Annotated in this window: 20 protein-coding genes; 9 read left to right on the top strand and 11 right to left on the bottom strand. The window is 34.1% G+C overall.

The annotated features are described in order from the left end of the window. Positions 1–4 precede the first annotated feature (4 nt). The 3 genes from PMI10_RS13265 (at position 5) to PMI10_RS13255 (ending at position 3,356) form a co-directional block, all read left to right on the top strand. Positions 5–745, top strand: a complete 741-nt coding sequence (locus PMI10_RS13265; RefSeq protein WP_007808722.1) for an ABC transporter ATP-binding protein — start codon at positions 5–7, stop codon at positions 743–745. A 22-nt stretch (positions 746–767) separates the two neighbouring features. Further along, positions 768–1,919 (top strand): hypothetical protein, encoded by a 1,152-nt coding sequence (locus PMI10_RS13260; RefSeq protein ID WP_007808720.1) that lies wholly within the window; start codon positions 768–770, stop codon positions 1,917–1,919. Between the two features lie 375 nt (positions 1,920–2,294). Next, on the top strand, positions 2,295–3,356 hold the full coding sequence (locus tag PMI10_RS13255; protein ID WP_007808719.1) for a glycosyltransferase family 9 protein: 1,062 nt from the start codon (positions 2,295–2,297) through the stop codon (positions 3,354–3,356). Positions 3,357–3,490: 134 nt separating this feature from the next. Here the strand turns inward: PMI10_RS13255 and PMI10_RS22225 are convergent, their stop codons facing one another. From PMI10_RS22225 to PMI10_RS13245, 3 genes are all read right to left on the bottom strand, one after another. Further along, on the bottom strand, positions 3,491–3,652 hold the full coding sequence (locus PMI10_RS22225; protein ID WP_193361701.1) for a nuclear transport factor 2 family protein: 162 nt from the start codon (positions 3,650–3,652) through the stop codon (positions 3,491–3,493). Positions 3,653–3,776: 124 nt separating this feature from the next. Beyond that, positions 3,777–4,790 (bottom strand): hypothetical protein, encoded by a 1,014-nt coding sequence (locus PMI10_RS13250; protein ID WP_007808714.1) that lies wholly within the window; start codon positions 4,788–4,790, stop codon positions 3,777–3,779. A 350-nt stretch (positions 4,791–5,140) separates the two neighbouring features. After that, entirely contained in the window at positions 5,141–5,572 is a 432-nt protein-coding gene (locus PMI10_RS13245) for a hypothetical protein (RefSeq protein WP_007808712.1), read from the bottom strand. Between the two features lie 416 nt (positions 5,573–5,988). Between PMI10_RS13245 and PMI10_RS13240 the strand changes: the two genes are divergently transcribed. The 4 genes from PMI10_RS13240 to PMI10_RS13225 all read left to right on the top strand — a co-directional run bounded on the left by PMI10_RS13240 (position 5,989) and on the right by PMI10_RS13225 (position 8,605). Further along, the gene (locus PMI10_RS13240) at positions 5,989–6,570 is read left to right on the top strand and encodes a Crp/Fnr family transcriptional regulator (protein ID WP_007808710.1); all 582 of its coding nucleotides are present in this window, start codon (positions 5,989–5,991) and stop codon (positions 6,568–6,570) included. A gap of 144 nt (positions 6,571–6,714) precedes the next feature. Beyond that, a complete protein-coding gene (locus PMI10_RS13235) occupies positions 6,715–7,317 on the top strand; it encodes an isochorismatase family protein (protein ID WP_007808708.1) in 603 nt (200 codons plus the stop codon). Positions 7,318–7,379: 62 nt separating this feature from the next. Further along, a complete protein-coding gene (locus tag PMI10_RS13230; protein ID WP_007808706.1) occupies positions 7,380–8,114 on the top strand; it encodes a pirin family protein in 735 nt (244 codons plus the stop codon). Positions 8,115–8,116: 2 nt separating this feature from the next. Next, on the top strand, positions 8,117–8,605 hold the full coding sequence (locus tag PMI10_RS13225) for a cupin domain-containing protein (RefSeq protein ID WP_007808704.1): 489 nt from the start codon (positions 8,117–8,119) through the stop codon (positions 8,603–8,605). A gap of 10 nt (positions 8,606–8,615) precedes the next feature. On the opposite strand, the gene PMI10_RS13220 is transcribed toward PMI10_RS13225, so the two are convergent. Together PMI10_RS13220 and PMI10_RS13215 are read right to left on the bottom strand one after the other, a co-directional pair. Beyond that, entirely contained in the window at positions 8,616–9,764 is a 1,149-nt protein-coding gene (locus PMI10_RS13220; protein WP_007808702.1) for an aldo/keto reductase, read from the bottom strand. A gap of 23 nt (positions 9,765–9,787) precedes the next feature. Next, positions 9,788–10,633 (bottom strand): aldo/keto reductase, encoded by an 846-nt coding sequence (locus tag PMI10_RS13215; protein ID WP_007808699.1) that lies wholly within the window; start codon positions 10,631–10,633, stop codon positions 9,788–9,790. 151 nt (positions 10,634–10,784) lie between these two features. Here PMI10_RS13215 and PMI10_RS13210 point away from each other — a divergent pair, with 151 nt between their 5' ends. Continuing rightward, complete coding sequence (locus tag PMI10_RS13210; protein WP_007808697.1) at positions 10,785–11,681, top strand: helix-turn-helix domain-containing protein; 897 nt, start codon at positions 10,785–10,787, stop codon at positions 11,679–11,681. Positions 11,682–11,717: 36 nt separating this feature from the next. Continuing rightward, the gene (locus tag PMI10_RS13205; protein WP_007808693.1) at positions 11,718–12,839 is read left to right on the top strand and encodes a DUF4238 domain-containing protein; all 1,122 of its coding nucleotides are present in this window, start codon (positions 11,718–11,720) and stop codon (positions 12,837–12,839) included. Positions 12,840–13,588: 749 nt separating this feature from the next. Here the strand turns inward: PMI10_RS13205 and PMI10_RS13195 are convergent. From PMI10_RS13195 to PMI10_RS13170, 6 genes are all read right to left on the bottom strand, one after another. Then, positions 13,589–14,197, bottom strand: a complete 609-nt coding sequence (locus PMI10_RS13195; RefSeq protein ID WP_007808692.1) for a hypothetical protein — start codon at positions 14,195–14,197, stop codon at positions 13,589–13,591. A 172-nt stretch (positions 14,198–14,369) separates the two neighbouring features. Next, the gene (locus PMI10_RS13190; RefSeq protein WP_007808690.1) at positions 14,370–15,185 is read right to left on the bottom strand and encodes a hypothetical protein; all 816 of its coding nucleotides are present in this window, start codon (positions 15,183–15,185) and stop codon (positions 14,370–14,372) included. Between the two features lie 201 nt (positions 15,186–15,386). Then, complete coding sequence (locus PMI10_RS13185; protein WP_007808688.1) at positions 15,387–16,469, bottom strand: aminotransferase class I/II-fold pyridoxal phosphate-dependent enzyme; 1,083 nt, start codon at positions 16,467–16,469, stop codon at positions 15,387–15,389. Positions 16,470–16,600: 131 nt separating this feature from the next. Beyond that, on the bottom strand, positions 16,601–17,596 hold the full coding sequence (locus tag PMI10_RS13180; RefSeq protein WP_007808686.1) for a hypothetical protein: 996 nt from the start codon (positions 17,594–17,596) through the stop codon (positions 16,601–16,603). A gap of 4 nt (positions 17,597–17,600) precedes the next feature. Continuing rightward, positions 17,601–18,398 (bottom strand): esterase/lipase family protein, encoded by a 798-nt coding sequence (locus PMI10_RS13175; RefSeq protein WP_007808685.1) that lies wholly within the window; start codon positions 18,396–18,398, stop codon positions 17,601–17,603. Positions 18,399–18,409: 11 nt separating this feature from the next. Then, positions 18,410–19,177, bottom strand: a complete 768-nt coding sequence (locus tag PMI10_RS13170) for a hypothetical protein (protein WP_157489825.1) — start codon at positions 19,175–19,177, stop codon at positions 18,410–18,412. Positions 19,178–20,627 lie beyond the last annotated feature (1,450 nt).

Here is a 20,627-nt window from a genome sequence, read left to right as displayed (position 1 = left end):
AGTAATGGATAACAAAGAACTGGTGCTCAGCACAAACAATTTAAGCAAATACTTTTACGAACCTTCCAAATTCAAAGTATTAAATGATATAAGCATTCACGCCTATAAAGGCGAGTTTTTGACCTTAGTAGGGAAAAGTGGTTCAGGAAAGTCCACCCTTCTCTACTGTCTCAGTACAATGGATACCGATTACGATGGTGAGCTGCATATTCTGGGAAATAAAATTACTGGGAAAAAACCCGATGAACTCGCCGCAATCAGAAACAGGCACATCGGATTTGTATTTCAGTTCCATTACCTGCTGCCTGAATTTACATGTCTTAAAAACATCATGATCCCAGCTTTAAAATTAGGTGCGTACAGCTATAAGGAAATTGAAGAAAGGGCATACCAGAAACTGGAAATTTTAGGATTAAAAGACTTAGCATTAAAACAGGCCTCTAAACTCAGCGGGGGCCAGCAGCAGAGAGTATCGATAGCCAGGGCACTAATAAATGATCCGGCAATAATCATGTGTGATGAACCGACGGGTAATCTCGACAGCAGGAATACACAAAATGTATATGATATTTTCAAACAGCTCTCGCATGAAATTCATCAGACCATAATTGCAGTTACCCATGACAATGATTTTGCCAAAGCAAGTGACCGGACAATTGAACTCGAAGACGGACAGATAACCAATCATCGAAAACTTTTATTCGATCAGGAAAACGTCCAAAGAAAACCAGATTTAAATGCTTAACCCATATTAATTCATAGTACATATGCCTAATTTAATAACTATACTCCTATCTGAAAGAAAAGTCGTTATGATTCTGTTTTTACTCTCAGGTCATCTGGTATTTTCACAAAAAATATACGAGTACAATTCCCCTGGAGCAAATTGTTACAGTCAATATTTGTTTAAAGAAAATGCGCCGCTGCCAAAAGGAGTACTGGTTATAGATGCAAAGGGAGAAGACTTAAAAACATATAGTGAAAGTAACCAGTACCTAAATTCAGGGCTTTTCAATGATTACAACTTCTTATATATTAACATATTAGACAAGGAAAACCGGAATTCTTTAAATTGCTATAATGTAGTTATTTACACCGTATCCTATGTTCGTAATATTAATGAATCTGTTTTCTTTTTTGTAAATCCATCTCAGGAAATAGATCCGGCTGGTCCGTTTTTTATTAAAAACAGCAGCTATTCGTTTAATATTATCAATAAAAGCCCAAGCAGCTTAGAGATATTAAAAACCGAACTCAATGCCGCGTTGCTGAGTAAAACTTATAAAAATCCCAAGGTTTATTCCAATGAAGAGATTCAAGCTGAAAAAATGTCAAATTACAGACGAAATTTTGATGTCGCCTTCTTTTATTCGCCTTTAATCTTTTTTGGTCCAAAACTAAACAGTACCAGTGATGTAGTTGGAACTTACGGGCTGAGTTTTAAAAAATCAATTGGGTCACAAACTGCGGTGCTGCTCAATTTAAATATGGGATCTAAAAAACCCGATCAAAGTGCTATTATGGAGCAGGTTCAATCCAATCAAAAAGGAAACATTTATTCATTTGTTTTGTTTGGAGGGGAATTGATGTTCCGATACTATGACAACCCTGATAAACCTTTACGATTGTTTACCTCCCTTGGCTTTGGGATGTATTCCATGACCAATATCCGGATAAAAATAAAATCAACGGGGGTATCGGCAAAAACAAACGAAAACAGCTATTATACTCCTGTTCTGGATGCGGGACTGGAATATCGAATTACTCCTTTACTAAAAGTAAACAGTTCTGTACCGCTTCGTTACTTCATCAATAAATCTGACAACAGCATAAATACATTTACTATGGGAATAAATTTAGGGGTTTCGGCAACAATCAACCCAAATTCCTTTGGTAAATCGGGTAAAAAAAAGAATTGATTTTTTTAATAAACAACATTAGGTTCTGCCGCATCTTTGGGGGATTAATACGGCTAAATAGTTATCTGGTTATTATATAGGATAGCACCCCTTGGAAGTCTATTAAGTAATCTAAAACTTAAACAAAATTATTTATAGCGGCGGCAGAACCCTAATATTATTTATCATTAAATATTAGAAAAGTGTAATCGAATATTTTCGAAGCAGCATCTTATTCAACTATTAATCAAACATGTAAACAGAGCTTATCTGTATCCTTAGTCTATAACTTTTCGGCTTGCGTCGATTTAATAATGCCTAATAATCTAAAACAATTTACCTTTTAACTGACAATAAAAAATATTAAATAAATAACTTTTTACAATCATATAAAAGATGGAAATTAAAAGCATAATAAATACAGTCCGAAGATCTGTAATGCAGGCCTTAACTCAAGATATCGGCCGCACAGACAGCAATATAATAAATGGTCCTGCCAAAAATATCAGAAGGATATTAATCTGCAGGCCCAACCAAAGGCTTGGCAATCTTTTGTTAATCACTCCTCTTCTGCAGGAAGTTACTGCAACATATCCCAGATGTAAGATTGACCTGTTTGTAAAAGGAAATCTGGCACCGGAAATACTTAGAAATTACAATAATATAGATAACATTATCCAGCTTCCTAAAAAACCTTTCACACAGCCTTTTCGCTATCTGAAGTCCTGGCTGCTGATCAGGCAGAAAAATTATGATCTGGCTATTAATGTGGATAAGAAATCTTCTTCCGGGAGATTATCAGTCAAATTCGCACATGCGAGATTTAAGTTTTTTGGGGATTCCTTAAGTGAGTCCCTAGCCTTACTATATTTTGATTGTAAGCATATGGCCAAAGCCCCTGTATATGATTTTAGATTTGCTATAACACAGGAAAACATTTTGGACCTGACTGATAAAGTTCCTTATTTAGACCTAAAGTTAGATCTTTCGGAATTATCTAACGGGCTGAGAATTCTGCGTAAAATTGTCCCTGAAGGGAAAAAAGTAATCAGTTTGTTTACCTATGCAACGGGAGACAAATGCCATTCAGCACAGTGGTGGGAAGAATTTTATGAAAAAGTGCGTCTTAATTTTTTCGATTATACTATTGTTGAGATTCTGCCTTTTGAGAATGTTTCAAAGATAGGATTTAAAGCTTTGACATTTTACAGCCGGAATATCAGGGAGATTGGATCGGTAATTGCTAATACATCAATTTTTATAGGAGCCGATAGCGGGATTATGCATTTAGCAAGTGCAGCAAAGGTACCTGTTATCGGCTTATTCAATGTTACAGACCCTCTTAAATATGGCCCTTATAATGGCAATAGTATTGCAATTGAAACATATGATAATGATATCGAGGACATTATAGAAATATTAGACACGATACTTCGTCATCGCTTACAAAAAAAATAAGTGGTATTATTACTTTTGTCTGCAGCAGCTTTATAAGCAGTATTTTAGATGCCTGATGTTTTTGGCTGTTAAAGACAAAAACAGTCATCACAAGGATGACTGTCAAAATTTGTCTGAAAAATTTATTCGTTATCTTAAAAATTAAATTTTCCGTTATTATTTTTCCATGATTCTTTTGGGGCAATAGTTTCAATAACATCCCAGTATTCTGCTATTTTTCCATTCTCCACCCTGAATAAGTTATAGAAAGAAGTATGCTGTCCCCCAAATGAACCTTCACTGACAGTCAGTACCAAATTGCCCTCCCTAAAACTTTGTGAATTTCCTCATATTTCATAACAATACCTTGAGATGCTAAATACTGCAGCGCCTTGACCAGGGCTGAAAGCTGGTCTGCAATCTGCGGCATAAAAACCTTATCTACAATTTGTTATACACAATATCGAAATAAGAACTCTTGTAATATGTTTTAGCACTTCCGCTTGTATAAGACTGGAATTGAGGTGTAATCATGTTCATAGAGCCTCCATCTCCATTCCACGCCCAGCCTAAAATTGTCCAGCCTTTATTTTTAGCATAATCCACAATCCCTGACCAATCTGCCCCGGAACCGCCGCTGTTACCAAATTCTCCAATCATGCATTGTCTGCCTGACGAAGCCAAGTCATCAATATCAGAAGTATTCATATATCTACCTTTTGCCTGATTATATGCGCCTGGATAAATATGTGCAGAAAGAATAATTTTGGTGTCATTTATTTTTGTCTGTCCCGTAGAACATCCTTTGACAGCACAGGCTGCTGTAGCGGTTTCCTGCCCCCAGCCTGGAATATCGATAATAATAGTTCCGCTGTACACTTTTCGAACTTCTGTAATAGCCGTATTATAAGCGGCTGCAAATGCTGAAGGCGTAATGTTATGGCTTCCCCATTCGTTTGTCAGGTTAATAATAAAATTTCCTCCCAAATAACTGTAATAGTTTTTCCACCAGGTAGCTGCTGCATTTAATTCACTTGTACTGTCCGAACCCAGCACGCTCGATTTGTGATAAGAAACAATTACAGTAAAACCGTTTGATTTTGCCTCAGATATCCATCTTTTGGCATTGGTTTCCTGACCCGGCTCTACTTCAATACGAACAGTTTTGATCTTAGTATTCTGCTTCATTAAATTCCAGCCCAAATCGCAATTTCCTCCATTGTAATAAGAAGGCTGTAAATTAACTCCATTTCCTATATCTCCAAAAGTAGAACCCGTTTTTGAAGTTAAGCCTGAATTTAATGCTGCCGGCGTTTCTGTTATTTCAGCTTTTGCTGTCGGATCTGTCTGATCTGTTTCAGATTGTTCGCAGCCTGCCAATAATGAAATACTTAAAGCTAAAAATAAAACATTAACTGTTTTAAAACTCTGTTTAATAAAATGTGGTTTTTTCATAAGATAGTTTTTAAGTTAAGTGAAGAGTTTAAGGCCTTAAAAAACTTCGATACAAATATTTAGTTTTTAGTAAGATAAAATAGATGCTATTTTATCAAATTATAATACAAATAACTCATTATAACCCATTTAAAATAAGCTTACCACAAAAATAATGTTAAAATATTAAGCAATAACAATTATTACCTCAATGCATCACAATGGCCTTAAAAGAAAACATGCCTTAACTGCCGCTTAAATTTTTAAAAATAATAGTAATAAAAAAGCCGGGAGGTAATTGAAAAAAAATAAATTGAAGATCTTTTTTGGTATTGTTTTCGTTTCATTAAAATTTAATATCTATGACAATGTTAAATTCTAAATCCCCTTTTTTTTCGGGATGAAAGGTTTTGTTTAGGTGATCCGCTGACTTCAAGTATAGCTTCCCTTAATGTCGGAACTGAATCTGCTGAAAGATTTTTTAGTTCCGATTTTTTCAAAAGCTGCCCGTATCGGTCTTTTTTTTCAATTTCCATTTTTTGTACATCGAAAGTGTCATTTTCGTGTTTTACCCACAGATTGCATTCAATCCTTTCTTTATCATCACCTGACCATTGCAGGTAGGTTGATAATATAAAAAGTCCGTTTGTATTGGGTATTTCTCTCCCATTGCTGCAGGCATCCAGATATTCACTAATGCTTTCTTTTAACTTTCCCGGATAAGCAGCTGCTGTTTGGAAATAACCAGTGAAGCCTTTATCTAATATTTTTTTTTCGAATGTATCTAAATCAAACTCTTTCATTATTTTTAAATTTAGCGTTCAACTGCTTTTACCCAGGGCGGTTTTCAATTATGGATTATTCATACTATTGAAACAACAACTTACTACACATGAAAGTACATTTCTTTTATTAATAAGTATCCTGATTTAAACTTCAAAATATAACGATGATGGTTTTTATTTGAGACAGGTTAAGGATGCCGCCGATTCAGGACCTTCATATGGTTCTGAGAGTTTAGCAGTCCATGTACTGCCATATTTGAGCTGTATACCATAACTTGTACGAGGAAGCGGTAATTTGAGTCTTGTTCAAATAGAAATTATATAGATAAAGATGTCTTTAAATTTAGACACTGGTACTTAAACTGATTTCAAATCCTTAGACAACTATCCGAAAAATACAAATATTTTGTACTTTTATTAAAAATATTTAACACATGTACGAACAGCTTTTCAGCTATATTAAAAGATACAGTAAATCTTCTCTCACCGCAGATGATGAAGCTTTAATTAAAGCATCTCTTCAACCTAAGAAATTAAAAAAGAAGGAGCTTTTCCTGAAACAGGGGAACATATGCCAGTTTACCGGTTTTATAATAAAAGGTGCAATGAGACAGTACAGTATTGATAATGCCGGAAATGAGCATATCATTCAACTGGCACTGGAAAACTGGTGGATGGTCGATCGAGAAAGCTATCTAATGAAAACACCTTCTGTTTATAATATTGACGCTTGGGAAGATACTGAATTACTAACGCTGGGAGCTGATGATTTGGAGCGTCTGCTTGAAATACCGGCAATTAAGGAAATGTTCTGGAATATGAACCAAAGCAGTTTCATCGCCTCTCAAAAAAGATTAAATAATTCTATAGTACTTCCTGCTATGGAAAGATATGAGCAGCTGCTTAAAAGCTATCCTGATTTCTTACAGCGCTTTCCCCAGCATATTATTGCTTCTTACTTAGGCATCACCAAAGAAACCTTGAGCAGGGTGCGAAGTAAATTATTTCAAAAGTAAAAATTAGTATCCCTCCGATCAATTCTTCTAATGTTCTTTATTGACAAATGTCAACGTTTCCTGCTTTATAGCTGCAATAAATTTGCCCTATAAATCAGTAACAAAGATTTTAAAATTTATAATAACTTTTAAAACATTAGAAAAATGAAACAGTTTACAAAAGATGATACCGTTATGTTATTAATTGATCATCAAACAGGCACACTTAATTTTGCAGCTAACAGACCTCATGAAATGATCGTTAGCAGAACAAGAGCTTTGGCTAAATTCGCAACAGCACTAAACATTCCAGTTGTTCTTACAAGCAGCCAGGAAGATCATGCACAGGGTCCCTTGATTCAAGATCTGCAAGATCTGCTTCCTCAGCAATATTCAGACCGAGTAAAAAGAGAAGGAATTACAAATGCATGGGATGACGTGAATTTTAAAAATGCCGTTTTAAAAGCAGCCGGCGGAAGAAAAAACGTAATTATGGCAGGCCTTACCAATGATGTATGTATTGTATGGCCGTCAATTTCAATGCAGGAAGAAGGGTTTAATGTTCAGGTAGTGCTTGATGCTGGAGGATCTCCTTCGCAAATTGCTGATGATATCGCACAGCACACTTGGGAAAGCCAGGGTGTCAGAACTACAACAATCAATCAGATCATTTCTGAAATGGTACACAACTGGGCAACAGAAGACGGACAGAAAGTACTTCCAATTTTATTTGAAGAAGTAATGTCTAAAGTAGGACAGTTTTCTTAATTAATAAAAAACTTATAGTCGAAGCTGGATATTTATATCCGGCTTCTTTAAAAATATAATTTATGATACAGAAAATAAACAGTTCCCAATTTATAGGGCACGGACCGATAAAGGTATTGTATCCAGGTTCAGCAATTTCTGGTACAGACACCGGAATTGGAAGTATTGGAAGAATAGACCACCCGGAAATTAACAGCAATACTGTAATTAAAATGCATCCTCACATTAATGATGAAATACTTTCTTATTTCAGAACAGGTGAAGCAGAACACAGTGACTCAGAAGGTTTTGTAAAAGTAATCGGAGGAAAAACTCTCATGCTCATGAAAGCCGGCAGATCTTTTTTTCATGAAGAAAAAATAATGGGACAGCAGGAAACAATGGAAGGGCTTCAAATTTTCATTCGCCCAGAAAAAAAAGACTTGAATCCTCAAGTGGTTTTCTTGGAATTAGAAAGCCTGCACAGTGAAAACAGCTGGCGTCTTATCGGATCTCCAAATCCTGAAACAGAATTTCAATTCAGCAGCCATACCTGGATTTACGATATGAAACTTCTTAAAGGAAGCACTTCTGAAATTCCAGAACTGCCAGCTGAAAACCTTACTGCCCTCTTATATGTTTTTCAGGGATCAGCAGAGGTAAACAGTAGTATTGACATTAAGAAAAAAGAATGTATTGTATTTAAAGATGAAGCTATTTCAATAAAGGCTTCAGAAGATTCAGAACTTGTTTTATTCTTCACAGATGAGCAGGGGGAGATTTACAAAGGCGGCATGTACAGCGGAAATCAAATGTAATTATGAAAACTATCACCATTATCAGTAAAAATGAAGGAGACAGACTGGCAGTTGCCGGAGGTAATTACAGAATCATAATCTCAGGTGAACGGACTGGAGGCAGTTACGCCGTTATTGAAATGATAGTACCTCCAGGCGGAGGACCACCTCCGCATGCGCACCCTGAAACACAGGAAATGTTCCATGTACTGGAAGGAGAACTCGAATTTAAAACTGAAACCGGAAAACAAATTGTAACCCAGGACGGTTTTATAAATATTCCTTTTGGCGGAGCGGTGCACTGTTTTAAAAATACTTCAAAAAATTATGCACGTCTGCTCTGCACAGTTGTGCCCGCAGGACTGGAAAACTTATTTCAGGAAATTGGTACTCCTGTAAAGGCCGGCGAGTTCCTGCCTATTCCTGAATTAACAGAGAAGCGCAGAGAATTTTTAAAAGAAATAGATATTAAATACGGCCAAAGAACCTATGCACCTGATTACTTAGGGTAGCAGTTCAGGATTATTCCTTTCTTTCCGGAGCTTCTACATCAGAGAAAGCCAATACTCCGGCAGGTAATCGTTCGCCCGCAATTTTGATGACATTTAAGGCTGTATTAAATTCCTGCCATTCATTTGTTGTAAATTTTACTTGAGATGCACCGGTATTCTCCAGCATATGAGCCATCTGCGTTGTTCCCGGAATTGGTACAATCCAAGGTTTTTGTGCCAGCAGCCATGCCAGTGAAATTTGAGCCGGTGCAGCTTTTTTCGCTACGCTCCATTTTTGGATAAGTACAGCCAAAGCCATATTAGATGGCAGGTTTTCAGGCGAAAACCTGGACTCAATACCTCGGATATCACCAGGGGCAAATCGTGTGTTACTGTCAATAGCCCCTGTTAGAAAACCAACACCAAGCGGGCTCCATGGCACAAATCCGATTCCCATCTCTTCGCATAACGGCAGAATAACTTTTTCAGGTCCGCGCCATAATAATGAATATTCATTTTGAATGGCTGTGACAGGATGAATGGCGTGCGCGCGTCTTACAGTTTGATGCCCCGGCTCACAAAGCCCGTAATGCAGTAATTTCCCTTCCTTTATGAGATCTTGTATTACCCCGACTACATCCTCAATTGGAACCTGAGGATCAACACGGTGCTGATATAATAAATCAATTCTGTCTGTTCGCAGGCGTTTCAGCATTCCTTCTACCACTATTTTAATATGTTCAGGCTTGCTGTTCAGACCGGGTAAGCGTTTTCCTGTCTCCTGATCAATATTCCAGCCGAATTTTGTGGCAATTGTAATCTTATCACGAAAAGACTGAACCCCTTCTCCTAAAATTTTCTCTACCTCCAAAGGTCCGTAAGCTTCTGCAGCATCAAAAAATGTAACGCCGTTATCATAAGCTGATCGGATAATTCGGTGCATTTCAGGTCTGGAAGGAATTGTGGTCTGATAATTACGGCTCATATTCTGTACACCGATGCCAATGCTGGAAACTTCCAGTTTGCCCAGTTTTCGCGTTCCAGGAATAGTTAATGGAACTTGATTATTTTCTTGTGAAGTTGTATCCTGTGCGCCGGATTCTGCAAAAGAAGCAAAAGGAAGCAATGCACTGCCTGCCAATGCCAAACCCGCTGTTTTTAATATTGATCTTCTATCCATTTTTAATTTTTTTCTCTAATTATTTATAATTTTCGCTCACTCAGCCATTTTACCATATTGGGATCTCTGTGATCAAAAAACAGGCTTGCAGTAGTATCTAAAGTTTTGATAGAAGCCATATCTTCAGCTGTTAATTCAAAATCAAAAATGTTGAAGTTTTCTGCCATCCTTTCTTTACGAACTGATTTCGGAATCGCCACTACTCCTCTTTGAGTCAGCCATCTCAGGATAACCTGCGCTGTAGATTTATTATACTTGGAAGCAATTGCTGTTAGAAGTTCATTCGTAAAAACATCGTTCTTTCCCTCTGCAAACGGGCCCCATGATTCAATTTGAATATTGTTTTGCTCTAAAAATTTCTGCGCTTCATTCTGCTGATGAAAAGGGTGTGTTTCTATCTGGTTCACTGCCGGGGTAAAACCCGTATTAGATACTAAGTCCATAACCCTGTCGGGATGAAAATTAGAAACTCCAACAGCTTTTACTTTTCCAGCTTGATATAACTCCTGCATGGCACGCCATGATCCGTAGATATCGCCATACGGCTGATGTATCAGATATAAATCCAGATAATCCAATTGCAGCAGGTCTAAAGATTTCTGGAAAGCTTTTAAAGTATTTTCATAACCTGCATCGCTTACCCAGAGTTTCGTTGTAATAAAAAGCTCTTCCCTTACGATACCGCTTCGTTTAATTCCGTTTCCAACAGCCCGTTCATTCATGTATGATGCTGCCGTATCAATTAATCTGTAACCTGTTTCAATAGCATCTGCCACAGCCTGTTCGCATTCTCCCTGATCCTGCATCTGAAAAACACCAAACCCTAAAATGGGCATCTCAACTCCGTTATTTAATTTTATATTATGCATTGCAATAAGATTTTATAATTACAAATTTCCGAACTAAAAACATCGATTTTGGTATACGGATTACGGAATCTCCTACCAAGATTACTGATTACGAGTATGCTGCTGTAAAAACTGTACTTAAATAGTTAAATTTGTGTAACAACGAGAAGACATGGAACAAGTATTTAACTTCGAGACTATAAATCAATACAATGATTTTAATAATCATGAAACATTACATCCTTTAGTTAGTATAATTGATTTTAATAAAGCTAAACCAAGAACAGGCTCAAGGATGAACTTTGAACTTTACTGTATATTCCTGAAGGATGTAAAATGCGGGGATTTGAAATACGGCCGTAATTATTATGATTATCAGGAAGGAACTTTAGTCTTTATTTCTCCAGGTCAGGCCATTGATGTAGAAAACAAAGTAGATTATTACCAGCCCGCGGGACATGGACTGGTTTTTCATCCAGATTTAATTCGAGGCACCACGCTTGCTAAAAGTATTAGTGAATATAACTTTTTCAGCTATAATACAAGTGAGGCTTTACACTTGTCAGAGAAAGAAAAACAGCTTGTCTTTGACTGTTTTGCGAAAATAGAAACTGAATTACAGCTGTCTATTGACAAACACAGTAAAAAACTTATTGCTTCAAATATTGAATTATTTTTAAATTACTGCGAAAGATTCTACGACCGCCAGTTTATTACCAGAGATACAACCAACAAAGGAATAGTTGAGAAATTTGAAGAGCTATTAAACAGCTATTTTTCTTCTGATAAACCTAATATCATAGGGCTTCCATCTGTAGCGTATTATGCAGGCGAACTTAATTTATCTCCCAATTATTTTGGTGATTTAATCAAAAAAGAAACTGGGAAATCTGCCCAGGAATATATTCAGAATAAAATCATTGATACTGCCAAAAACAAAATATTTGATTCTTCAAAAACCATTAATGAGGTAGCTTACGAATTAGGTTTTAAATATCCGCAGCATTTTACGCGATTTTTCAAACAGCATGTGGGCAGTACTCCTAATGAATATCGGATTATGAATTAGAAATTTTAAAGAATATGCTTATAAGCAGAATGTAAAATGATCAAGCAGAAAAAACAGATTCCAAAAAATCATCACTTTGTACCGCAGTTTTTCCAGCGTTTCTTCTCTTTTCTGAACAATGGAAAAACCATTGGTATGTTCAATACAGAGCTGAATCTTTTCAAAAGCCAGGTGCCGATTTCCTCACAGCTAAGCAGTGATCATTTATATGGCCAAGATGGAGATTTGGAAAACTGGCTTTCACAGCTCGAAGCAAATGCAGCCCCGGTCTTCAAAGAAATGTGGGAAAAAGAAAAACTTCCTATTATCCAAAGTCCGGATCATTTTAAAATGATGCATTTTCTGGTTGTTTTGGACCTTCGAAATCCAATCCACTTCAAAATCCTAACTCGTTTAGAGCAAAAGCTCTACGCTACCAAGTCCAAGATTAGCGAAGGCAACGTTCCTTCCGATTTGGCACCTAGATTTCACGAGCAGCAGACTGATCAAGGAAAACTACTTTCACTAAAATCAGCCGATCAACTGGTGCCGGATCTTTTGGATCTGAAATACAAACTCATTAAAAATACGACTTCAAATCCTTTTATTATTTCAGATAATCCGCTTGTCCTCTACAATCAATTTTTAGAAAAAAGAAACTGGAGAATATGCAGTCAGAGAGATTTTGGATTAAAAGGAATGCAGTTTTTTCTACCGCTGAATGATTGGTACCTGCTTGCAGTATATGATGCCAATATCTATAAATTGGGAACTAAAAAACAGCAGGTCGTAACCATTGATGATAAAAACAGTGTTGACCAGCTTAATCTTCTACAGTTTCTAAATTCTGAAACTACTGTTAATTTCAGTCACACGGCTTCTGAGCATTATATCCGTACTTTATATGAAAGATCAAGAAAGTATCTAAAAGCTAATGACGATTTTATCAGTGTACATAAACTGAAAGTTCCTAAAGAGCCTGATAACTTTACCGCACAGATGATCGAAATGGGAGTTTCAGACCTAAATATAAAGCTGTCGTTGCAGAAATTAAATTTTATCTCAAAATCTTCCACAGTCAAACTGCAATCAATTACGGATCAGTACAGAAAAAATGTCAAATTCAAGGGTTACACTTATAAAGTATATACAATCGAGCCAATTACTGAAAAATCATAGTAACTAAAAATCTGAAACTGTAGTATTAAGTCTAGATATACAAACAAAAAACTTGGAAAAAAGTTAAGATAATTTTACCTTTTTTGATCAAATACTTTTTGAAATACAAAAGGATTACAGCATTCTTCCTTCGGAATCAGAAGAAATTTTGAGTCTGTTTTTTAATAGCTAATCTTCGAGTTCAAAAGTTTGTATCAAATCTTTTATTTCTCGAAGAAACGAACAATAATTAATTATAAAATCATTTATACCCACAGTGTAAAATTTTGGTTCATTTGTAGTATTATTCCGTTTTAAAGAACATGCATATGCTATAGGATAGTCTGCTCCATGATAAGTGTGTACCTGTGAATTAAGAAATGAATGTTTATAAGCATTTGTCACCCCATTTAAAATGGTTAATAAATGATTATACCTGCTGACAAAGTCTGTATAAAAATCTGTACTAATTAATAGAAATCCGATACAATCAATTTTTATTTTAGCTGGATATTCGTTATTCAAATTATGATAGTCCAAAACATATAACAATGAAATAAGTTCATCAGCAGATTATTTTATGCGTCCATTAAATCTTCGTCGTTCTCTATCATATGACATAATCCCAATTTCTTGTTCTCCATTATATTCCATAATCACTTCATATTCTTTTCCATCTTCTAATAATTCAATTTCATCAGAAAACTTGTTATGATAACAATTTTGAATAAGTGTAGAAGTCAAAAAACGAATTGTCCAATCATCATAACTTAAAAACTCATATTAGCATTTCTACCATCATAATTTTCTAAATACAAATTATGCCCATTTATCCCGAAATTAAAAAGAGAATGTGAAAAAGCATTCCTTAATTGGGAATTATAAGCTTTTTTCATTAAAGTGCATAATTTCAAATTATGCTTTTGAAAACTATTAAGGATATTGATATTAATAAATTTTGACTTAGAATTTTTACCATCGTCTATATTCCAGCTGTAATCTTTTGAATCACATAAATCAGCAAGCTTTTTCAAATTATATAAATTATGTTTTGACTCCCAAATCTGACAATATATCATAAATTCTATCGTCAAAGAAAATTTTGAATCGGCTGAATTTTCTGTTTGAAAATTGTATTGTTGGTTAAGGTAAGTAAGCAAAAAATCTACCCTGTGTCTATCAAACAATTCATCTGAAGAACGGTCAAATTGCCAAGGAGAAAAACCATTTGTAGAAACCTCCTTATCATAATAAGAACGAGATAAGAACAAAATGTAATCATTTTTATTTTTTTCATGGTTCTTAGCATAATCGAATGCTTCGTTTATCGCTTCTTCAACTTCATATTTTAAACGTATAAAATCGTCTCGTCTTATCATAATTTTTAAAATGTAGTTTACAAAAATTTTGTTTTAATTAATTATTGATCAAAGATATCCCTGTAGTACGCAGTGTTTTTGCGCAGTTAAAAAAATTATTCAATCCTCAATTTACTATGTTATATTATCTTAAAAAGTGGGATTTAAATCTATAGTAGATATGATTTACAATTTACTTGGCTCTTAAAATTTTCGATTCAGGAAAATCGATACCAAGATACTTCCTTATTATTTCAGTAATAACATCAATACGAGTTCCAATAGTTATAGCTCTATTTTTAATTGGCCAATCTGTCATTATTGCTGTTAATTTAGGTTTTATAATTCCCGTAGATAAATCTAAAGGATCTGTAAACCATAGACCGCAGCCACTAATACCGTGTAAATCCGGACCTGTTCCAAACATATTTTTTTTATGCAAAAACGAAAGTTTTTTATTATATGATGTAACAACATTAACAGCTGGATTTCTATTAAACGTTGAATAATTCTCGTTCCTTTCAGGAGTAGTAAAATGAAAAAAAGTGGTAGAATCGAAAATATCGGTCTTATATAAAATTTTTGATGTTGTGGAAGGATAACCCAAAAATGTATAATATTCTTCACATTGAAATATATGATTGATAGCTAAATCGTCAGCCTGCAAAAAATTATAACTGCGCAAAAGATGAGGAACACATTGATTATCTAGTTTCAGAACACCAATATCAATTATATCTTTATCCCTATTTGTTGCATTATGATTGTAGACTGTTCCTCCGGGCTTAATTATTTCATAGTCTTTTGATAAAGGAATAAAAAACTCTCCGTACTTATCAAAAACATGAGCAGCAGAAATAAGAAAATAATGGTCTTGAATTTGAATGAATACTCCTGTTCCATAAACTTTATATTTAGAGGGTTCGGTCAAGAGCATACATGTATAACTCTTGATTAAATTCAAACTGGATAATTGTAACGATTTATATCTCTGAGCAAATGTTTCCATATGATATAGAAATTAATCCTTTGTCTGCCATTTAACCTTTAAAGTAAAGATAATTAATCGTTTAAAAATATAGCTATTTTTAACAAATCAACAACAACCTATATATAATCTCAAGTTTTGTGGCAAAAAAAATCGCACAAACTATTTACAAGGATTAAAACAGTACAGCATTCTTGCAGACATATTTTATCTAAAGTGATGTTAACAGTTGTGCTTTTTCTCTTCGATTATGCTTACAATTTCAATTAACGCCTTCTCTAACTTATCAACGTTCTGTTCTGCACCCAGAGAAATTCTAATATAATTCTCTCCTTCCTTTTGATTAACGGTCAGGAAGTCTTTACCATTAGAAACAATTATATCATTCTCAAGGAGTTTATTTACAAGTCTGTCACTTGTTATTCTTTCAGGTAATTTTACCCAAATATGAAAACTTGTGCTAAATGTCTGAAATGATAAATTGTTTATTAAAGGCACAAGTCTCTTTTGAAATTGAATCGCTAAGTTTTGCTTTTGAAAAATTATATCATTCAATATGTTATTTTCCAAAATGTAGGCTGCCATATCACTTAACAGTGAAGAGTGTCCGCTTGAATTAAGTCTTACACTTTCTGTAATATCATTTTTAAAAATAGCTGGAGCTATTAAATAGGATGTCTTTATAAAAGGATTAAATGGTTTTGAAAGACTAAAAATATGAAATGTATTTTCAGGTATCAAATCCAAAAATCTCAAAGGCGGATCTGGGTGCAAAAATCTATAAGCATCATCTTCAATAATAAAAATATTATTTTTTCGTGCAAATTCTGCTATCTCTTTTCTTCTGGTCAAAGGCATCACAGCACAAGTAGGGTTATGGATTGTTGGTTGTAAATATATTAATTTAGACTTTGTTTTAATATATGTTCTCTTAAGCCCTTCTATGGTTAGTCCCTCGTTATCGAAATCACTTGGGAATAATTGGAATCCATTATTCAGGGCAATTGTTTTAAATGCAGGATATGTGAATGGCTCAATTATTATACTTTGATAGTCTTGTTTTAAAGTCTCTAAAAGACAACTTAATGAATGATTTGCACTATTGCATATAATAATATCTAAAATATTTGAGTCAGTATAGGCTTCAATTTGAAGATACTTGCTTACAATTTTTATATTATCTATTTTTCCTTGGTAGTTTGGAAAGTAAAGACATTCTTTAAAAGAAGTTTTTCTTTCACTAATAAATTTATTTAAAGCAGTTTCTTCTTCGGCAATAGTTGGATAATTAAGTTTTAAGTCCATGATTTTTGTTTTTCTGTTTTTAAATAACTAAGAACACAAAACAAATATTGTATTGGAATCGCATTTAAAATCTTTAAGAAAGGATTAGCATAGAACCTACGATATTAGATGCTTCAGTCATTTCTTTATATTTATATTAAAGGTTCAGCTGGCAGAGTATGTTCGAAATACATCTGAAGAGGTTTGGCCCATTTTTTATCTAATACAAAAGCTATATCAATGTATGACCAGCTTATAGACCTGGCCGCATAATCTTCCATGGTAAAGATTTGTATGTTTTTCGGTTTTTTTGTGTTATAGGCCTCTTTAGCTACATTGTAAAAAATTTCAGGCTTATATAAGGAATTTGTAAGATTTGTAAAAATTTTATCAAAAATTGTTCGCATATTTATATTCATTCTGTCAAAATAATAACCATGAAACATCCAGAATGATGACTGAAGCAAAGGATACTTTTCAGTTCGCATAAGCAGTTGTCTGAAATCACTTAAAAATGAGGTGTACTTAAAAAAGCCAAAAACTGCGCTTTCAGCTTCGGTTTTAACTTTTGAAGCAAAGGCTGCATTCAATTTTTCTTGTGATGACAAAATTTCAATTACATCATTTAGCGAGTCATCAGAATACCAAACATAATCCAGCATTCCTAAAAATCTCTTAATATCTTCATCCCGTTTTAAAAACCGATTAAGCGAGATAAACTCATTAAAAGCTGAAATGGTTACTGGATTCCCTTCTTGCTCAAAAAATCTATTCTGTTCTACAAAACGAACGGTGTATGATGTCATTTTATACTCATAATACTCGCTGTAGTATGGAATAACTGAAGGATGCTTAATAGTGGCCAATATTTCTTTTGCCGACTCTTTATCAAATCTCCCAGGAACATATCCCGCAAATATTGCAACGAGTAATAAATTATAATATTCAATAAGCGCATCAATTTCAAATCTTTCAATTAATTCCTGACCATAAACGCCAATTGGATCATGAAATCGAAGAAGATATCCAAGATCATCTTCCTTTCTATTATTGATAAGATTCATAATATTATTATAGCCGCGTGCAGCTTTTCCCTTATCGTGAAATTCCGCTTTTACTGACAATAAATTTCTTTCTTTAGGTTCCATTTTTCTAGATAATCTGTTTTAGCAGTTCAACAGGCTTTATGAAAATATCATTTGGTTTACAAACAGAAATGTGCGTGGTTTTAGGGATAACTTCCGCAGGATGATCAAGCAGATAATTATAATTTTTCACCACTTTGTCTCCCTTGGAATACACTACTAATTTAGCCTTCGTAAAATTGCCGGATTCTTTCTTCTGTAATTCTTCAGTTTGAAGTTTAATAGCTTTTAAAATACCATCATCTTTTGAATCTAAATCATTTAAGATCGGAAATCTAAATTTTGCAAATAAGCCAAACAAACCAGATAATCCTGGCAAAGCCTGCATCGCAAGTGAGATTATCTCTGCCCCATGATGAGCTGGTGCATACAATGCAATTTCAGACTTCTGGACCCAGCTGTCACCATCAATGTAGGCCAGGAGTTGTGCCTGCCTCACCAGTACTGCACCCAAAGAATGAGCGACCAGAACTATTCTTTTATAATCCCTTTCAGGAAGATTTTGAAGTATTGGCAAAATACCATCCTTAAGAGGTAAAATGGATCGTTTTAAAAAATGATACAATTCTGCTGCATGGTCGCCTGCCTGCCCATTAAAAGTATCATAACCATAGAAGATAATATCCGATTTTTTAAACTGATCATCAAAAAGCAAAATGGAGGAAAAATTATTCCATGTCCCTAAAGAATTACCACCAAAGCCATGGACAAAGACTATAAGAATTTCAGGTTCTTCATAGCTAAAATAACCTTGGGTGTTAACACCATATTTTATCTCAATAGATGTAGTATGATTAATTGCCATGATTATCTGCTTTATAATGTTTTGATATGTTTGACAAGACTTATAACTTCATTAGTAAATTTTGACAGCTCAAAATTCTGCGGATCATCATGACCATCTTTTTGTCCCTCATCAATATTGACGTGAAAAGCCGGTACCAGCCATTCCCCTTTCCTTACTCCTGCACAAACATACAATAACGCTAACCTTTTATACTGCAAATCTGTAAATCCCGGCACGGGAGCAACCGGAGCACTGACCGCAGTTCCAGGCGGATAAACCCTAGGCTGCAACAATTCTATATGCACAAACAATCCCCTGCATGAAATTCCCTTGTTAATTTCAAACTTTGTTGCACGCCATCCTTTTTCAAAGTCGTTAAGTGTCTTAGACAATCCCGTTCTTGTTATAATTGCATGTGCGGGTTCCTTTCCTTTTGACCAGTTCCATGAATTTAGATTATTCCTTGACCAGCTGCTGTCATTAATATTTGTGGGAAAGCTATTTGCATATGCCGGTGTGCTCATATCATGAATCACAAAATATTTCGCATAAACCTTTCTTCCATCCAGCAAAATACTTGAAATATCGCGATCCACAGCACCGCAGATTTCATTGTCAACAATCGAATTCTTTTGAAGATATTCCTTTAGTTTTTCTTTATTCAATTCCGGTTTATTTTCCAAAAGATTAAGAAAGGCCTGATCTATATGAGGCTCTTTCTTTTCTATTTTTCCCCATATCTTAACTGTCCGCAACAACAATTTTGCCTGGTCAGCTTTTGATCCTCTATATTCCATTTTGGTTTTATCAAATAATTCAGAGGATGTCTGGGATAAGCACGCAAGGTGCATAAAAAAACAAATAAGTAAAGCTGTAATTCTCATAGTTTCTTGCTTTAAATTATATTGGCAACTTTTTACGACTATCATAACATATGACGTAAAATGATGTTGTGAATTTATAAAATAAAACAAACAACTGGCACAGTACAAATACCTGTTTTTCAATTAGATCAGGCAAAAACAAGAGTATACTGCAATTTGTCTTTAGTTATGACTGCAAAATGATACTTCCAGAAAAAACAAAATATATTTTTAGTATAATAACTTAAAACCTTAAGGGAAATCTAAAGCTTTTATATTATCATAGAGGTCCCTAAAACATAGTAAATCAAATTTTTATATCAAATAATATTTTATACATTTGTTTCAACCACTGGGTTAATGTGTTCTTTTAAAAATTGCATTACAATTTAAATTTATATCGTATTTCAATTGAAATGATGGATAAAATTTATTTGTTGTTATTTGGTTTTATTAGGTACTTTATTTGTACCTCGCCATCCTTAAACCCAGTAAAACCTGGCATGTTAATTTCTGTATCGGTAAATAATTAACATATTTAATTATTTTTACGTTGAATTAAAAGTGAAAAATCCTATATATATTACTTAAAACCAAACCTTTATATCATAATTGTACCTCAAATCTAAAAAATTAGATTTGAGGTCATTTTAGGATAAAAAACGACACTTGAATCCTCTTAAATCTGCTTACTATCATTAAAAGTCACCCAATTTATAGGTAAGCAACAATTTTATTGTTTATCCACAATGTATCTATTTCAGATCCTGCCAAGAAAATCTGATTCAAAAATTGAGATAATTGAGAAAGATACTTTTTGATAAATCTCAACTGAATTCAGCATACAAAAAAATCCAGAATGAAATACTAGTTCAAAAATTTAATAATTTATTGAGTCCTGAAAGGGCCGTTACTACTCTTGTTCAATGGCTAGATTTATAATATTTGAGCACTATTTTAGATATATATTTAAAAATAACACATTCAAGTCCAATATTGAATACATTTCCAGCCACTTTAATTTTTTCTTAATTGATACTTTTACACCGCAGTATTCTATTTCTTATTGAAACAGATTATGGCAAAAAGGAATAATGCTGTTAATCAATAAAGAACTCATTTTTAAACTTATAATATTTTAGTAAAAAAAAATGAAAGCATTTATATTTAGGAATTATGCCCTTCTTTTTACTGTTTCCACATATTCTTAAATTAAGAAAAAAATTATTAGTCCTGTTTTTTGCCATAATCAATATTGATATAAAACAAGCTAAATGATACTTAGAGTTTTGAAATAAATTATATGAAAGGATCGTAAAAGAAAATTAGTCGCAATACCAATAGCAGCTATGCGAATTACATATGACCCAATAAAAAAAATATC

This window comes from Flavobacterium sp. CF136 (genome assembly GCF_000282055.1).
In the GTDB taxonomy this organism is placed as follows: domain Bacteria; phylum Bacteroidota; class Bacteroidia; order Flavobacteriales; family Flavobacteriaceae; genus Flavobacterium.
Note: the sequence above shows the minus strand (reverse complement) of the source record. Positions and strands in the feature narration are given on the sequence as shown.

Excerpts from the sequence above, each read along its gene's own strand:
- PMI10_RS13195 (WP_007808692.1), bottom strand. The coding sequence starts at position 14,197 with ATGATAAGACGAGACGATTTTATACGTTTAAAATATGAAGTTGAAGAA.
- PMI10_RS13265 (WP_007808722.1), top strand. The coding sequence starts at position 5 with ATGGATAACAAAGAACTGGTGCTCAGCACAAACAATTTAAGCAAATAC.
- PMI10_RS13260 (WP_007808720.1), top strand. The coding sequence starts at position 768 with ATGCCTAATTTAATAACTATACTCCTATCTGAAAGAAAAGTCGTTATG.
- PMI10_RS13245 (WP_007808712.1), bottom strand. The coding sequence starts at position 5,572 with ATGAAAGAGTTTGATTTAGATACATTCGAAAAAAAAATATTAGATAAA.
- PMI10_RS13215 (WP_007808699.1), bottom strand. The coding sequence starts at position 10,633 with ATGCATAATATAAAATTAAATAACGGAGTTGAGATGCCCATTTTAGGG.
- PMI10_RS13250 (WP_007808714.1), bottom strand. The coding sequence starts at position 4,790 with ATGAAAAAACCACATTTTATTAAACAGAGTTTTAAAACAGTTAATGTT.
- PMI10_RS13190 (WP_007808690.1), bottom strand. The coding sequence starts at position 15,185 with ATGGAAACATTTGCTCAGAGATATAAATCGTTACAATTATCCAGTTTG.
- PMI10_RS13210 (WP_007808697.1), top strand. The coding sequence starts at position 10,785 with ATGGAACAAGTATTTAACTTCGAGACTATAAATCAATACAATGATTTT.
- PMI10_RS13230 (WP_007808706.1), top strand. The coding sequence starts at position 7,380 with ATGATACAGAAAATAAACAGTTCCCAATTTATAGGGCACGGACCGATA.
- PMI10_RS13170 (WP_157489825.1), bottom strand. The coding sequence starts at position 19,177 with ATGGAATATAGAGGATCAAAAGCTGACCAGGCAAAATTGTTGTTGCGG.
- PMI10_RS13235 (WP_007808708.1), top strand. The coding sequence starts at position 6,715 with ATGAAACAGTTTACAAAAGATGATACCGTTATGTTATTAATTGATCAT.
- PMI10_RS13175 (WP_007808685.1), bottom strand. The coding sequence starts at position 18,398 with ATGGCAATTAATCATACTACATCTATTGAGATAAAATATGGTGTTAAC.
- PMI10_RS13255 (WP_007808719.1), top strand. The coding sequence starts at position 2,295 with ATGGAAATTAAAAGCATAATAAATACAGTCCGAAGATCTGTAATGCAG.
- PMI10_RS13185 (WP_007808688.1), bottom strand. The coding sequence starts at position 16,469 with ATGGACTTAAAACTTAATTATCCAACTATTGCCGAAGAAGAAACTGCT.
- PMI10_RS13205 (WP_007808693.1), top strand. The coding sequence starts at position 11,718 with ATGATCAAGCAGAAAAAACAGATTCCAAAAAATCATCACTTTGTACCG.
- PMI10_RS13240 (WP_007808710.1), top strand. The coding sequence starts at position 5,989 with ATGTACGAACAGCTTTTCAGCTATATTAAAAGATACAGTAAATCTTCT.
- PMI10_RS13220 (WP_007808702.1), bottom strand. The coding sequence starts at position 9,764 with ATGGATAGAAGATCAATATTAAAAACAGCGGGTTTGGCATTGGCAGGC.
- PMI10_RS13180 (WP_007808686.1), bottom strand. The coding sequence starts at position 17,596 with ATGGAACCTAAAGAAAGAAATTTATTGTCAGTAAAAGCGGAATTTCAC.
- PMI10_RS13225 (WP_007808704.1), top strand. The coding sequence starts at position 8,117 with ATGAAAACTATCACCATTATCAGTAAAAATGAAGGAGACAGACTGGCA.